At 61.4% G+C, this 13,352-nt stretch carries 12 protein-coding genes and 2 pseudogenes; 2 read left to right on the top strand and 12 right to left on the bottom strand.

Annotated features, from left to right (window positions below; all coding sequences use genetic code 11):
* Positions 1-1,385 precede the first annotated feature (1,385 nt).
* From LRP30_RS25035 to LRP30_RS25055, 5 genes are all read right to left on the bottom strand, one after another.
* Positions 1,386-2,036, bottom strand: coding sequence for a hypothetical protein (locus LRP30_RS25035; RefSeq protein ID WP_249756588.1), 651 nt, complete (start codon positions 2,034-2,036; stop codon positions 1,386-1,388).
* Positions 2,037-2,438: 402 nt separating this feature from the next.
* Entirely contained in the window at positions 2,439-3,296 is an 858-nt protein-coding gene (locus tag LRP30_RS25040; protein ID WP_249756589.1) for an SDR family oxidoreductase, read from the bottom strand.
* Positions 3,297-3,312: 16 nt separating this feature from the next.
* Positions 3,313-3,714 (bottom strand): hypothetical protein, encoded by a 402-nt coding sequence (locus LRP30_RS25045; RefSeq protein ID WP_249756590.1) that lies wholly within the window; start codon positions 3,712-3,714, stop codon positions 3,313-3,315.
* Positions 3,715-3,728: 14 nt separating this feature from the next.
* Positions 3,729-3,950, bottom strand: coding sequence for a hypothetical protein (locus LRP30_RS25050; protein WP_249756591.1), 222 nt, complete (start codon positions 3,948-3,950; stop codon positions 3,729-3,731).
* Between the two features lie 109 nt (positions 3,951-4,059).
* Entirely contained in the window at positions 4,060-5,130 is a 1,071-nt protein-coding gene (locus LRP30_RS25055; RefSeq protein ID WP_249756592.1) for an ROK family protein, read from the bottom strand.
* A gap of 341 nt (positions 5,131-5,471) precedes the next feature.
* On the opposite strand from LRP30_RS25055, the gene LRP30_RS25060 reads away from it, so the two are divergent.
* Positions 5,472-5,987, top strand: a complete 516-nt coding sequence (locus LRP30_RS25060; protein WP_249756593.1) for a ferritin-like domain-containing protein — start codon at positions 5,472-5,474, stop codon at positions 5,985-5,987.
* 18 nt (positions 5,988-6,005) lie between these two features.
* Here LRP30_RS25060 and LRP30_RS25065 read toward each other — a convergent pair whose 3' ends face one another.
* From LRP30_RS25065 to LRP30_RS25085, 5 genes and pseudogenes are all read right to left on the bottom strand, one after another.
* The gene (locus tag LRP30_RS25065; RefSeq protein ID WP_249756594.1) at positions 6,006-6,488 is read right to left on the bottom strand and encodes a DUF3147 family protein; all 483 of its coding nucleotides are present in this window, start codon (positions 6,486-6,488) and stop codon (positions 6,006-6,008) included.
* On the bottom strand, positions 6,485-6,832 hold the full coding sequence (locus LRP30_RS25070; RefSeq protein WP_164939222.1) for a DUF3147 family protein: 348 nt from the start codon (positions 6,830-6,832) through the stop codon (positions 6,485-6,487). Before LRP30_RS25070 ends, LRP30_RS25065 begins: the two co-directional genes overlap by 4 nt.
* Complete coding sequence (locus tag LRP30_RS25075; protein WP_249756595.1) at positions 6,829-7,434, bottom strand: cupin; 606 nt, start codon at positions 7,432-7,434, stop codon at positions 6,829-6,831. The genes LRP30_RS25070 and LRP30_RS25075 overlap by 4 nt, the downstream gene beginning before the upstream one ends.
* On the bottom strand, positions 7,421-8,050 hold the full coding sequence (locus LRP30_RS25080; protein WP_249756596.1) for a phosphatase PAP2 family protein: 630 nt from the start codon (positions 8,048-8,050) through the stop codon (positions 7,421-7,423). The genes LRP30_RS25075 and LRP30_RS25080 overlap by 14 nt, the downstream gene beginning before the upstream one ends.
* Positions 8,051-8,305: 255 nt before the next feature.
* Positions 8,306-9,813 (bottom strand): annotated as a pseudogene (locus LRP30_RS25085) (FAD-dependent oxidoreductase).
* 708 nt (positions 9,814-10,521) lie between these two features.
* On the opposite strand from LRP30_RS25085, the gene LRP30_RS25095 reads away from it, so the two are divergent.
* Positions 10,522-11,091 carry a hypothetical protein gene (locus LRP30_RS25095; RefSeq protein ID WP_249756598.1) on the top strand — a complete coding sequence of 190 codons (570 nt, stop codon included), beginning with the start codon at positions 10,522-10,524 and terminating at the stop codon, positions 11,089-11,091.
* 517 nt (positions 11,092-11,608) lie between these two features.
* On the opposite strand, the pseudogene LRP30_RS45260 reads toward LRP30_RS25095, so the two are convergent.
* A pseudogene (locus LRP30_RS45260) lies at positions 11,609-11,889 on the bottom strand (ferritin-like domain-containing protein); the annotation flags it as partial.
* A gap of 433 nt (positions 11,890-12,322) precedes the next feature.
* Positions 12,323-13,054, bottom strand: a complete 732-nt coding sequence (locus LRP30_RS25105; RefSeq protein WP_249756599.1) for a hypothetical protein — start codon at positions 13,052-13,054, stop codon at positions 12,323-12,325.
* Between the last annotated feature and the right edge of the window lie 298 nt (positions 13,055-13,352).

Raw genomic sequence — 13,352 nt, forward strand, 5'->3', positions numbered from 1 at the left:
GCTGCGTGGTCTGGCCTTTGAAACGGCAACGTGAATCGTTTGTTCCTCCCGCGCCGCGCCGGCGTTACCGCGCCGACGCGCAAGAGCACATGAGGCTACTTGGGAGGCTCGACTGTGGTTTTTGTCGATCCGTCCGGCGCCGGCTGCATCCGTGGTGGGCTTTGCCCTTGGGGACTTTCCGGAGGCGCACCACCTGAACCGGTGTTGGTAGGCCCGGTCCAGCCCTGCGGCTGCAATTGACCTTTGTCTTCGGGCGCCGAACGCCCGCTCGGCGCGCCAAGGTCGTCCGCCGGCCTGGCAGGCTGTGCAATCGCCAATCCACCGGACAGCACAAGACATATCGATGCTAGTCGGACGCGCATTGATACCTCCATTGACCTTGGTCAACGAAGAACTTCCCGCCGACCCCTGCCGTTCCTGTTCATCGGAACCGAATTGCTGATTCCTTCGTTCAAGAACGACCTACAGGAGGACTTTAATGGCAAGAGCATCATGGAAGCGACCCGGCTCGCCGATCGGCAAGAAGGGCCCGCGCAAGGCAAATCCCTCATACAAGCGTCGTACGCGTGAACCCTGGTCGAGCGCAGATGTGAAAATGCTCAAGCAGCTCGCGAAGGGCAACACGCCAACCGGAGTCATGAGCGTCAAACTTCAACGTCCCGTCGCGGCTATCCGCAGCAAGGCGCGGCGCGAAGGGATTTCCCTGAAGCCCATCAACCGTTCACCCTACAACCGGCGTGCAACGAAGAGGCGTTCGCGTCGCTAAGACTCGGTGGGCTCAGCGTTTACATCGTCACCTCTAAGGTGACGCCAGGATCACGTCCTCCGTGCTGACAAACTATGCCATCCTCGCCCCGCACTGGCAGCCCATCGGGCCTTGGGTCCAAGTCAGCTGCGGATGGTTTTCACAAACCCAGCCGATGCCCGAAGCAGATTGGGTAATTCTTGCTCATCAGAGGTTATCGGGGGTGCGCACCGGAGAAGATTTGTTCTGATTCCGCAACTCTTGTTGGCCAATTCCCAAAATTCCTTGTCGCGGCCTTCAGGCCGCCCAGTCTTTTCCCAGAGCTGATGGCCGTAGGTTCGTATCTCGTCCTCTCACACGGTCATATGTTTTGCCTTCTGGTCTCCCTGTCGGTGCAAGCCAAATGCCGGATACATTGGCTCCAGGCTGCTTTTTGTACGCTGCCGGTCCAGGATGCCTGATGGCCGGCACTACGCTCGGTGCGGGAAGTAGGACGGAAAGAATCGAGAAACATCCGTTGGACGGTAGGCGGATTTCGCCGACACCCAACCCCGCTCCCGTACCCAACGCGGACCTCAGGACACAGTCACATCATCACCCGTGCGCGTAGCGCCCTGCACCAAACCTCGGCCAGGACTCGTCATGTCACAGGTCGCGCCGCTTCCTTGACAGCCTGGCCCGTGGTCGCCATTCCGGCGGCGTAGGCCGCTCCCGCGCCAAGAAGAAGGGCGCAGAAGCTTGCAAACATCGCGTATGCGAAGTGCTTCCGGGCTGCATCAATCTGAGCGGGCGTTGCAGCTCTCGTTGTCGCGCCGACGGTTTCCCGTCCAGTATTGTTCGACCAGTATGCGACGCGCATGCTGGCGGAATATGATGGGCCGACGAGGTTGCTGGCGATGCTGGTTGCCGAAGCCGGCAACATCGCCGCTGCACCGACCACCACGACGGTTGCGACCGCCCAGGCGGCCATCGCATGACCGACCCGACCGAGGGCGGTCTGATCCGGCGAATTGGCTGCCGCAACGGCGCCGCCTAGAAATGCGGCGATGATCCCTGAGACCGCCCACCACACGAATGCGGCCCAGCCTGCGCCAGCAGGCGCCGATGCAGCAGTGGGAATGTCGATCGCGAGCAGACCGATGCCGAACCCAAGCATGGTCAGCAGGATCTGGACAACCAACGAAGTGAACACGCCGGCCAGTACGGCTGACCATGTCCAGCCAAAAAACACATTGGGAACGGTGCGTGTAGCCATGGCGAACTCCTCCAGTAGCTCATGCTCCGGTTCCAACGCGCGGTTGAATCGTCCGTTCCTGTTGCAGGAACTTCGGGCGGCTTCTGGACTTGGTTTCCGGGAAACAACAGGAGGATAGCGCCATGACACTTGGCAGAGGCGCTTTATTGTGGCTGCTGGGCATTCCGCTTCCGGTGATCCTGCTGCTTGCACTGTTCTGGCGTTAGCCCCGCAATCGATCGGAGACGGTGCCCAAAGCTCGGCGCTCAAAAACTGCCGGACAGGATTTCGCATGAGCTGACAAACACCAGGAAGCCAGAAGTGCCGGTTTCAAGTACTCGCTGTCCGCGACCGACAAACCTAAGAAGAACAAACAAGCAGGACGAGAACCGCGGCCACTAGCAATGGTGCGCGCTGGGCGTTACGCCACACCAAGCTTCCGTCTCGTCGCTCTCGCGATCAGATGAAAGGTTTCCCGCCTGTTACAGCAAGCGTCGCACCGGACGTATAGCTCGAGAGCGGATCGGCCAGCATGACATAGGCAGTTGCGAGCTCAGCCGGCTGCCCGGCTCGTTTCATCGGCACTTGCTTACCGAAGTTCTTTACTGTGTCCGACGGCATGGTTGACGGGATCAGCGGCGTCCAGATCGGGCCCGGCGCGACGGCGTTCACGCGTATGCCCTTTTCGGCAAGCATCTGGGCAAGACCCCCCGTGAAGTTCTGGATCGCACCCTTGGTGGTCGCATACGCCAGCAGGATGGGGTTTGGCATGTCGGCATTCACGGAAGCGGTGTTGATGATGGCGGATCCCGATTTCATATGCCCAACGGCCGCCTTGGCGAGATAGAACATCGCATGGATGTTGACCTCGAACGTACTCTGCCATTCGTCATCACTGATATCCGCAATATCCTTGAACGCGGCTTGGTGGGCGGCATTGTTGACGAGGATATCGATTCCGCCGAGCTCATCGACGGCACGTTCAATGACGGCGCGGCAGTAATCTGGCTTTCGCAGGTCTCCGGGAAACAAGACAGCCTTGCGGCCTTCCTTCTCGACAAGAGCCTTCACCTCCTCGGCATCTTGATGCTCGTCGAGATAAGAAATGAGCACGTCGGCCCCCTCCCGGGCATATGCAATTGCCACCGCTCGCCCGATCCCGCTGTCCCCTCCGGTAATGACGGCCTTCTTGCCTGCAAGACAGCCCGATCCCTTGTAACTGTCCTCGCCATGGTCCGGACGTGGCTTCATCGCCGAGGTCGAGCCGGGCATTGGTTGCTGTTGGCTGGGATAAGGCGGGCGCGGATAATCGAGCATGGCATTCTCCCTGCGGTCATCGGTTAAACGGCATCCGCGGTGGAAACTCGTTCGCCACCGCAAGCACGGCATTCTCGTTGGTTTCCAGCGCAATCTTCTGCGCGAGCATCACGTCGCCGGGCACAAGCCGTGCTGAAGGCGCGAAGCACCAACCCACCCTCGGCGTTCCCGCCCCGTCGAGCTCGTGGACGTTCGCAGCCGTCCCATAGTTGATGCGGTACCGCTTGGCCGTATCGCAACCGACCACATCGAAGTACCGGTGCTCATCGAACTGCGCGAGTTGTACCGGTGACAGCCACGCGCGCAGCAGATGGCGGCCGCGGGCTTCTGGCGAGTTTTCTCCAATGAAGCTGGCATAGAGCTCGCGGAGCGTCTGCAGCCGTGAACCCACCGGGCGTCGAGCACCGAACAGAAGCATGGCCCTGCGCTCACCTAGCCGCCGACGAGGCGCGGGTAAAATAGCGTCTCCTGGGCCGTCGGGGCGAACACCCGCACGACGGCGACTTCGCCGGGCCCCATCCGCGTTGCTGCAGTGAATCCCTTGCCGGTCAACTTCTTGAAGCGCTGCTCCACCTTGGCCAATGCTTCCAGGTCTGCCGCGTCAAATTCGTGCCGCGTGTCCCCGCTATGGTCCAAAACAATCTGCGTAGGCATGGATGCTCCTCCTATGCTCCGCGATAATTGAGCAAACAGTTGGCGGGGCGCGCCGTTCCTCCCTTCCCGATATTCTTGCTGTGTCGGCCTGCCTCGAAAGAAGTTAGGCTCAGCGTTCGCTCTTGCAGTTGCGATTGGTGAAGCGAGCGTTACCGAGGCCGGTGCCGATCGTCAGCACGCCCCAACGTTTCACGTCCTTCATGAACGGGACCTCGGACAGCCCCTGCACCACGCCGTCGTTATGCATGACGATCGTCGTGTCGTGTTCTCCGATCTGAGGGATGGCTTCGACCAGAATTGCCGGGAGATTGAACTTGCTGCTCTCCCAGTTGCCGGGCAGGTTCTGCGCGCCCTTTACGATCGAGCCGTCGCTCTCGATGACGCCAGGACACGCGATGCCGATGAACGGCGCCAGCTTGAATCCCTCGTTCTCCGCCTTCGTGGTCAGGTCCTTGAGCATTTTGACGAGACGCTTAACCGCTTCCTCTCGGCTCGGTTCGTCATCGGCATGACGCCACAGCTCGGATTTCCACACGCACGCCTTGGAGAGATCAGGTGCCTTCTTGCGACGCGTTTCTACGATGCCACAGCGGATATTCGTGCCTCCGACGTCAACGGCAAGGATGGAATCATGAGCTTCAAAGATCCACGAAGGAGCGAGATGCAGCGCGCCAATCAGGCCTGCGTCGTCCGGATGCTGATGGATCGGCAGCATCTCGATCTTGAAGTTCTCGGCCTTTAGGATGATTTCGGCGCGCGCGATGGCGAGTTCGCCGAGCCGGCTATTGCTGAAGCCGCCGCCGACCACGATGCGCTCAGTCTTCTCCCAGGCCTTGGTCTTGAGGAAGCGACGCGTCACGTGGGCGAGTTCTTGTGCGAAGTCTTCGATCGCGCTCTGCACGACCGCCCAAGCATCGGTATCATCGCCGAGCAGGATCGCATCGAGCTCCTTCTTGCTGATGTCTTCGGAAAGCTCCTTGCCGAGCGGGTCTTCACCGGACTTGCGCAGTGGCTTCCGCCACTTTTCGAGAGTGTCCCGGAAAGCGCCCTTGCTGGCACGATCCCCAAGAAAACCCTCCTCATCCTTCAGCTCAATGTTGAAGCTGTCGACCTGCACTGACGGGAGGCGGGAGGCGCCGTGAGCGGCGATGCCGGTGGTCGTGATCGTTTCGTCAGCCATCTTGAGCCTAGACAAGCCGCAAGTAAATGTGCGGTATCAACGACGCTTAGGGTTATCCCGTTCCTCGCCTGGCTAGACCGGTCTCGCCGGTGCACCTCTTGGGAGACAGCCGAGAAGCAGGCGCGCAGCTCCCTTGACGCTCCCTGCCCTGCCCCCTTCACGGCCGTCTCGAACAGCGCCTCCTGGATGCCCGCGGCATATCGCCCGTCCACCGCGCCCATACCAGCAGGCTGACGAAATGTTCTTCCCGTTCATTTCGATCCTCCGAATGCGCTGCATAGACAGGAACGGCAGCCGGTCAGCCGCGTTCCATCGCCATCGTTGCGAGAGGAGATTCAAATATGGGAATGTTCACGAAGGACATAAAATCGATGGAAGACCTGCTGATGCACGGACTGCAGGACATGTACTACGCTGAGCAGCAGATCATCAAATCACTACCCAAGATGATCGAAAAGGCGACCAACCGAGACCTCGTCGCGGGACTGAAGGGCCATCTCGAAGAGACCAACAAGCAGGTCGAGCGGCTTCAGAGCGTGTTCGAGAAGCTCGGCAAGGAGCCCAGCGGCACGCACTGTCCAGCGATCGACGGAATCATCAAGGAGGCCGACGAGATCGCCGGCGAAATCGAGGATAAGGCCGTACTCGATGCTGCCCTCGTCGCGGCCGCGCAGGCCGTCGAGCACTATGAGATCTGCCGCTATGGCACGCTGATCGCCTGGGCCGAGGAGCTCGAGCACGACGACATCGTGCGCTTTCTCACCACGAACCTCAACGAGGAGAAGGCAGCGAATACCAAACTCAACACGGTTGCTCTGCGCAAGGGTGTGAACAGGAAGGCGTCGAGCGCGGCTTGATGGCAGCGTGGATCGACCTCAGCGGCTTCGCACAATCGCGGAGCCGCTGCCTTTTTGTTTCGTCCGCCCTCCCCGCGCTGATCGCGACTTGCGCCGCACGTACCAGGCCACCATCGAGATGACCAGCCAAGCAAGCGATGCACCTATGAAGGCGGCTGCGATGCTGGTTTCCGCCGTTAACGAAAAGACCATCGCAAAGGCCAGCATGCCGAGCGCGCCGAGCGCGGCGCCGGCGGAGTCGACCGCGGCCGCCATTTGCCCGCGGCGCTCGCCGGCGAGGCCCGCCTCACGCTTGCGGCGAATTTCATGCTTCTCGATGAGCGTGGCGCTAGCGCAGAAGATCGCCGGAAGGGCGAGGAAAAGCCCGCCGATAGAGGCTCCATAGCGGCTGCTGACGAGGCCGGCGAAGACGGTCGCGGCGCCGCCGAGCGCGAAGCGGATCAGATATTCGTACCAGCGGCCTTCCTTCAGAGATGACGGCGAAAGGCGGATCGGCGTCATGTCTGCCCTCCGGCAAGCATCAGTACGCCGAAGGCGACGATCAGCCAGACGACGAGGGATAGCAAAGTGGCAGGCAACGCTCGCAGCCGCGCGCGAGCGAGGATTTGACAAACGACGACGCTGTAGATGGCGAGCGCAATCGCTCCCGCAATCATCGCCTGCGTTTGCAGGGCTGCGTAAGCGGCGCCATGCTGGTACACCGCGATTCCTAGTGTGGCGAGCGCGACCGAGGGTGCTGCTCCGAACAGACCGGCGAAGCTCTTGGGACGTAGAAGATCTCCCAGCATCGCGAAGGCCGACACAATGGCGCCTCCGGCGAGGAAGCGGATCACGTATTCGGTCATTTCGCTTTCCTCCAGAGTTTCGATAAGGGCCCGCCGATCCCGTAGACCGGATCCTTGCGTGGCACAGGCACCTTCGGAATGGTCTTGAGGGCGCGCGGACGGTCCTCGACCGTTGTGCACTCGTCGTACGTGCCCGCCGGCGGGTAGGCGCCGATGACAAGGAAGTCATCGTCTGCCGATAGGCTCTCGTGACCCGTGCCGGCCGGCAGAATAGCGATGTCGCCGGCCTTCAACGTGAAGATCCTGCCCTTCTTACCGCCGAAACGGACGCGCCCCTTTCCGCGCGCGATGCCGAGCACCTCATGGATCCGGGAGTGATAATGCACGTAGTCGTAGATGCCGTCGCGCCAAGTGTCTGCCCATCCGTTCGCTTCGAACAGGTCCTCGATCACGGCCGCGGGGTCGTGGCGCTCATCGAGATCGATTGCGCCGCGGTAGATGATCAGCGGCCATCGCGGATGATTGGGGACGAGACCGTCGTCCTTGAAGCGGACAGTGTGAGGTTTTCGCGCTTGCGCGAGGCCCATAGCTTTCCGCTTGCCGGGGCGCCGCAAACCGGTGGCACGTTCCGCGTACCCCTTTAGATCCTCAAGGGTCGGCATGATCGTTCTCCGTTGAAGTGTCGAGGGGATAGCCGGTGCACAGCCGCAGGAGCCGTTCAAGAGCCGCTCCCAATGCGAAACCAGCAACGACATCGCTCGCCCAGTGCGCCAGGACGATTAGGCGCGTCAGCGAGATGCCGACCGCAATGGCGCGGATCGCCCGACGGGGGCCGGCCGGCAACGCGCCGGCCGCCGATGCCAAGGCTCCCATGTGCAGCGCGTGGCCGGAGGGAAAGGCGTCCTCACGTTTCCCGGAAAATGGGACGCCGTGGAGGTGCCCGATCACTGTCCTGCGGTCCGGTCGGGTCTGGTCGAACAGAAGCTTCAAACCATGGGGCAGTAGCGACGCCGCGACCGTGACCAGCAAAGCATGGTTGCCGGCGCGCCGCAGCGGCTCGCCCCGCCCGCGCGACGCGAGCCAACCAGCCGCCGCCAGGACCAGCAGGACCTTCTCGTCGGCACCCCAAGTCAGGGCGCGGGCTACCATCTCCGGAGCCGGCGCAGTGTTGCGGGCGATGAAGCGTGCGGCCACGACATCCGCCTTGGTCGGCCGGACGCTGACCGGAAAGCTTGGGCCTCTAAGGCGACTTGCTGAAACTCTAGCAATTTTGAACATGGCTCAAGCGATCGACTTCAATAAAGACCTCTGATCGTGCTCTGCTGCTTGTCATCGACAATCAGCCTTCCGCCGTATGATCCGCGCCCAGCGCAAGCGAATGCTCGGAACGAACCTTGCTACCCATTGCGGGGTAGATCACATCGAACTCCCTCGAGGATCCGTCGGACGCGAGCCGATGTCATGCCGCGTGAACGGGAAGCCGCCGAAGCAGACGATGTGGCAGGCCTCTTCGTCCGCGGCTGTCACCTGTCGCTACTCCGCGGCCTGGACAGTCGGCGGAATTTGCACCGGCGCGAGCGGAGATACGGCGGGCCCATTGAGCGCAGTGCCGTCCGGCGCGAATTGAGACCCGTGGCAGGGGCAATCCCAGCACTGCTCCAGCGAGTTCCAATGCACGACGCAGCCAAGATGGGTGCAGCTTGCCGACAGCAGGTGCAATTCGCCGTGGCGGTCGCGGCAGGCGGCAATCTTCTTCAAACCGCAGCGAACGAGCCGGCCCTCTCCCAAGCGGAGCCGCTCCACCGAGGTTAGCGCATCGGCGCCGAGATATTCCGCAAAGTTTTTCAGCGGCGTGATGTTCTCGCTGATGAAGGTGGTGATGTTCATGGAGATCTTGCGCTCCGGATCAAATCCGCAATCAGGAGCCCTGCCATCAGGCCATTGGTCATGCCCTGCCCGGAATCGCCGCTGACGAGAAATACATGCTGCTCGTCCGGGCTACGTCCAACGAAGCCGGTGAAGTCCATGGGTTCGAGCACCTGGCCTGACCAGCGATGGCTGATCTCGCCGATCATCGGCAACCGCGCGCGTATCCACTGTTCGAGCGCAGCAAAGCGCGCCTGACCATCGTCGGCCTCGCCGGATTTGTGGTCCTCACCGCCGACGATCACGATGTCCTCATCCGCCGAAGCCGGCTGCAGGCGGATATAGTGATAGGGATCGAGCGTGTCCCAATACAGCGCATCCGGCAGCGAGCCGGCCGGGACCTTGGCCGCAATCACATAGGTGCGATAGGATGCCTGCTTGGTATGGATCGCGACCTGCAGATTGACCGGCGAGTTCGTCGCGACGACAACGTCCGTGACCCGCACCTCGCCGCCTGAAGTCTTGAGAACGATTTCTCCGCGACCGCGCTCGATCGTCTCGACGCAGGTGTCATCGTAAAGCCTGGCGCCGCGCCGATGCAGCGATTTCGCCAATCCGGCAAGGTATTTGGTCGGATGAAAGCGCGCCTGTTGGGGGAAACGAAGCGAGCATGCAAGACCGCCGTGATGGATGGGTGTCGGATCGCTGCAGAGCTCGACAGGAATTCCCAGCTTCCTGCAGCTTTCGAATTCCTCATCCAGATGCGATGGCAGCGTCTCCGGCGCCAACACCCAATAGCCATCGACGCGGCGGAAATCGCAATCAATTCCCTCGGAGGACTGGATCGCCTGCGCACGGTCGATCGCGGCGGCGACGCTCTGGTAGTAGAGCCGGGCGCAATCCTCACCGCGGACCTTGATCAACTCCTTGTAGTCGTCGTCCAGGGCCGTCGCCAAATGCGCGGTGGTACGCGCCGTCATTCCGCTGCCGATTCTGCCGCGGTCGAGCACGATGACCGAGCGCCGGCGCGCCGCCAGTTCATAGGCCACCGACAGACCGGCGATGCCGGCGCCGACCACGCCAACGTCGGCACGTGCCTGACCCGAAAAGCGCGCAGCCGCCGGAATGAACGTCTCCATCCAAAGCGATTTGGTATCTTCATCCAGCGCGTTCATGGCATTTGTCCTCCGGCGTACAAACGAAGGGCAAAGCACAACTGTTCCTCTCGATAGAGGCCTCCTGTTCCTCTCGATAGAGGCCTCCGCATTCGGGCCTACATGTGCCAGACCCATATGGGCTGTCGTGGTGCAGCTTCTGCTTTGCGAAAAAGAGAATGATGCCTTTTCGCTTCCGAGGCCTCTTCGGGGCTCAGATTGAGCGCGCTGCGACACCGCCGCCGCTGACAGAAGCGGAAGCCCGGGAACACATCAATCAGCACCGGAACATCGCGGGACTTACCCCGATCCGGTGGAACTGAAATCTTTTATTATAGGTAATTTTATCGCGTTAAGACGAGCCCGACCAACCGTGCCCGACCATGCTTAGCAACCTTCGCCTGTGTGAAGGCATTGCCGAGCACCGGACAAGACTGACTTTCTGTAGGCACCGGTGCTGAGAGAGAGATCGCGCCCCCGCCTGCATTCCAGGGAGCAACGGCCATGCTGAGAAGACTTCGTTTCAAGAATACCACTTTGGAAGAACTGCTCGTAGAGGAGGCGCAGCGTCTCGGGGAGGAGGCCCAAGGCATTCCGCCCGACAGAGAGCAGCTTGTCCGCCAAGCTCGACGAGCTACGACCGCTTCTCACCTGAGAGAATGGCTGGCCGCGTCGGGCCTACAGCCGCCGAAGTAGAAATTGGGCCGCCCCAAGTTGGCGGTCTTCTCAGTGTACGAAATTGATCTGCCTATCGGGGTAGGATTAGGCCCGACCGCCCCCGCGCTTGGTACTGACACCGCCGCTCCGAAAGTCCTAGCGCCCGCGCTGGCAGGCTATGCCTCATCGGCAGCAGACATTACGCCGGCTGATGTTTCATCGGTTCAATATCAGTCCTACACTTGCCAGCAGCTAGCGCTCGAAGCCCAGCAAATTTCGACCAGGGCCGCGACGCTGTCAGGCACTCAGGACAGCCAGCGGACGAAAGATGGCGTCGCCACGGCAGCAGCGATCGTCATCTTCTGGCCGGCGGCCTTCTTCGTCGGCGGCGACAAACAGACGGCGGCTGGATTAGCGAAAATGAAGGGCCAAATGGTTGCCGTCGAGCAAGCCTCGATTGCGAAGAAGTGCAACATTCCATTCCAGGGCACGTCGGACGGCGGGACGGTGGCCGAGCCCGAGTCACCACCGCCGATCGCACAATCCAAACCCCGCGCGAAGTCAACGCCTCGAGCGCCAGCGCAAGCCGCAGCGGCTGCAACTCCAACGCCGCAGCAGCCCCTAGAGGCGACCAAGCAATAGCCGCTCTTGCGCTCGCCCCTACCCGCTGATTTGCGTCATCCCTTCCAGGGACGCCTCGGCGCGCTTTAAGTCGCTCACCGCCGAAATGAGATGGTCGAAGCCAAAGGAGTGGACTGAGGCTGAGCGGAAGCGGCTTGCGTGGCTGGCGCGTCGTCGTGTCGTCTCGGAGATAGTGGCGGCGCTCGGTCGGCACACCGGATCCGTGAGGCGAATGGCGCGCGCAATGGGGCTTATTCTGAAAAAATAATCTTGTCCGCCTTCCAGCCTCATCTCTTGCGCTCCCGCTGGGGGTGGCGGTTGGTGATCGTAAGCTTTGGGGACGAAGCTTATGCGTATTTTTCCAGTTGCAGCGCTGTGTGTTGAGCTAGGCGGCTGGTCGATAGTGCCTATGACAGTGCATGAGCTAAAGTGAGCGTCACCCCAGTTGCGCTTCAGAGAGCTTGGGCCACCCCATACCAAAGTTGCTTCGCGCTCGACGGCCCGCCCTGCACGCCCGGTCTGTTCGCAGTGACGAGCCTTAGGTCGACTTGAGCCTGCCGTTCATTCCGTTTGGATAGAATCCGCCTTTGCTAGCGCCTTGTTGCTCAGTCAAATAGACACAATGTGCAGCACCTCCTGAGGTGTGCGGCGGAAGGCAATTGCGTCGGGTGTTGACGGGACGACATTGGCCTTGCCGTTCATCCGGATGCCCTAATCCTTATCCTGACCACCATCAAGCTGGTCTCGGGCATCCGAGATTGCGTTGGCATCATTCCAGAGCTTTTCGCCCATCAAATAAAGCTGCGAGCGAGCCACTCCCTGCCCCTCCACCTGCGCAAGGCAAATCTGCAGCAGCTATTAGCGCTCAGGCCGGATCAGCGTGGCACCGTTCGAGCGCGGGGAGATTGGATCTGACCTATTTCTGGCGGCTTGCCGCATGGAACTTGAGGGCCGGGTCTCCAAGCATCGCAATCGACCCTATCGTGGCGGTCGGCAGAAGCACTGGATCAGGGTGAACAACCGGAGCCACCCAGCGATCGGAAGGGAATTATGAACTCCGTGTGCCCGGGAGAACTCGCACCGTCAAATTAATCTGGATGAAGATCATCTGGGACGCTGCCCCTGCGATTTTGGCGAAACGATATCAGCCGGCGCGCTGCGTGAGTGGTGCGTCGGGCGGCCCCCGTGCGTCCGCAGCCAGCCCAGGCACGCCCGATCGCGTGCGGCGCGTCAGGTACCCTGCCTAGCTACCTCAGTGCCCTACTTTCACCGCTTGCCGAAGCGTGCGGCTCGAGCTTAAGACGGAGAGGCCCCCCAGCGTCATCAGCAGCACGCCTAACCAAGTTGCCGTCCAGCTCCGCGCCTCGTCGCGCATCTCCCCACTCCGCAAGCCAGGCACCATAGGATCGGGCGAAGGCACCGCATCGTTGGCCACCGGCACGACCGCGAGAAGCTGCTCAACATCGACTTGACTAGGCATGGAGTGTTCGGGCGTGAGCAGGCGACTGTTAAACTCCGGGATGGGCGCCGCCGAGGTCGAGGCGGGAACCGTACCGAGTTCGGAAGCGGCATCAGCTACCTTGATTTCGGGTAGCGGCTGAGACCCCTCGGCCGGTGCGGACCGCAGCAACTCCGCGCGCGCCTCAACGACCGCGCTCCGGCTGCGCCGCACAGTTCCGTTCTCGTCCAAACTGGCGACGTGATCTTTGGCCGCGCGGCGACGAATGGGCTTCTTCACCGTCGCGAGCCCCTCGCCCAGAAACCAGCATTTGCGGTGACCGTCCATTCGATAGACCCAATGCTGGCCGTCGGGGGTCGAGTTGCCAGGTCGCCCCAAGCATTCCGATTGCGCCGGAGAGATTGGAGCGGGTTCGCGGGGAGTGATATTGAACAACTCGGCAAAAGGGTTCGAGAATGCAGGTGTCCCAGAAAGAACTCCAACAAGGCCCAAACTGACCAAGTAATATCGTAAATGACCGGACATAGAAAACTCCCGGTGTTGCGCCCCCCATCCGGAACGAGCTTTCGCGGCGACATGGGCTCCCATGCGGCTTAAATCTGACAGCGTGATGAATTAATTGTGCCCATGGCCAGCTGAATTAATTAGGCCGGTCCGCATTCCTGGGTTGCAACACGCGGCTGTCGCTCAATTAAATCGAGCCACCTGCGTCCGCCGCGATCGATCCCGCTCGCGGTCCGCGACGCGGCCGCCCGGCCGATTGCCGTGGCTGCGCCAACTTTTGCGCTCATCTCCGCGCCGGTAATGGCAATGCGAAAGCGCA

Source organism: Bradyrhizobium sp. C-145, assembly GCF_023375135.1.
GTDB lineage: Bacteria > Pseudomonadota > Alphaproteobacteria > Rhizobiales > Xanthobacteraceae > Bradyrhizobium > Bradyrhizobium zhanjiangense.

What these genes read in the sequence shown, in the direction of transcription:
- LRP30_RS25040 (WP_249756589.1), bottom strand. Translation starts at nt 3,296, where the DNA reads ATGCTCGATTATCCGCGCCCGCCTTATCCCAGCCAACAGCAACCAATG.
- LRP30_RS25045 (WP_249756590.1), bottom strand. Translation starts at nt 3,714, where the DNA reads ATGCTTCTGTTCGGTGCTCGACGCCCGGTGGGTTCACGGCTGCAGACG.
- LRP30_RS25050 (WP_249756591.1), bottom strand. Translation starts at nt 3,950, where the DNA reads ATGCCTACGCAGATTGTTTTGGACCATAGCGGGGACACGCGGCACGAA.
- LRP30_RS25055 (WP_249756592.1), bottom strand. Translation starts at nt 5,130, where the DNA reads ATGGCTGACGAAACGATCACGACCACCGGCATCGCCGCTCACGGCGCC.
- LRP30_RS25060 (WP_249756593.1), top strand. Translation starts at nt 5,472, where the DNA reads ATGGGAATGTTCACGAAGGACATAAAATCGATGGAAGACCTGCTGATG.
- LRP30_RS25065 (WP_249756594.1), bottom strand. Translation starts at nt 6,488, where the DNA reads ATGACGCCGATCCGCCTTTCGCCGTCATCTCTGAAGGAAGGCCGCTGG.
- LRP30_RS25070 (WP_164939222.1), bottom strand. Translation starts at nt 6,832, where the DNA reads ATGACCGAATACGTGATCCGCTTCCTCGCCGGAGGCGCCATTGTGTCG.
- LRP30_RS25075 (WP_249756595.1), bottom strand. Translation starts at nt 7,434, where the DNA reads ATGCCGACCCTTGAGGATCTAAAGGGGTACGCGGAACGTGCCACCGGT.
- LRP30_RS25080 (WP_249756596.1), bottom strand. Translation starts at nt 8,050, where the DNA reads ATGTTCAAAATTGCTAGAGTTTCAGCAAGTCGCCTTAGAGGCCCAAGC.
- LRP30_RS25105 (WP_249756599.1), bottom strand. Translation starts at nt 13,054, where the DNA reads ATGTCCGGTCATTTACGATATTACTTGGTCAGTTTGGGCCTTGTTGGA.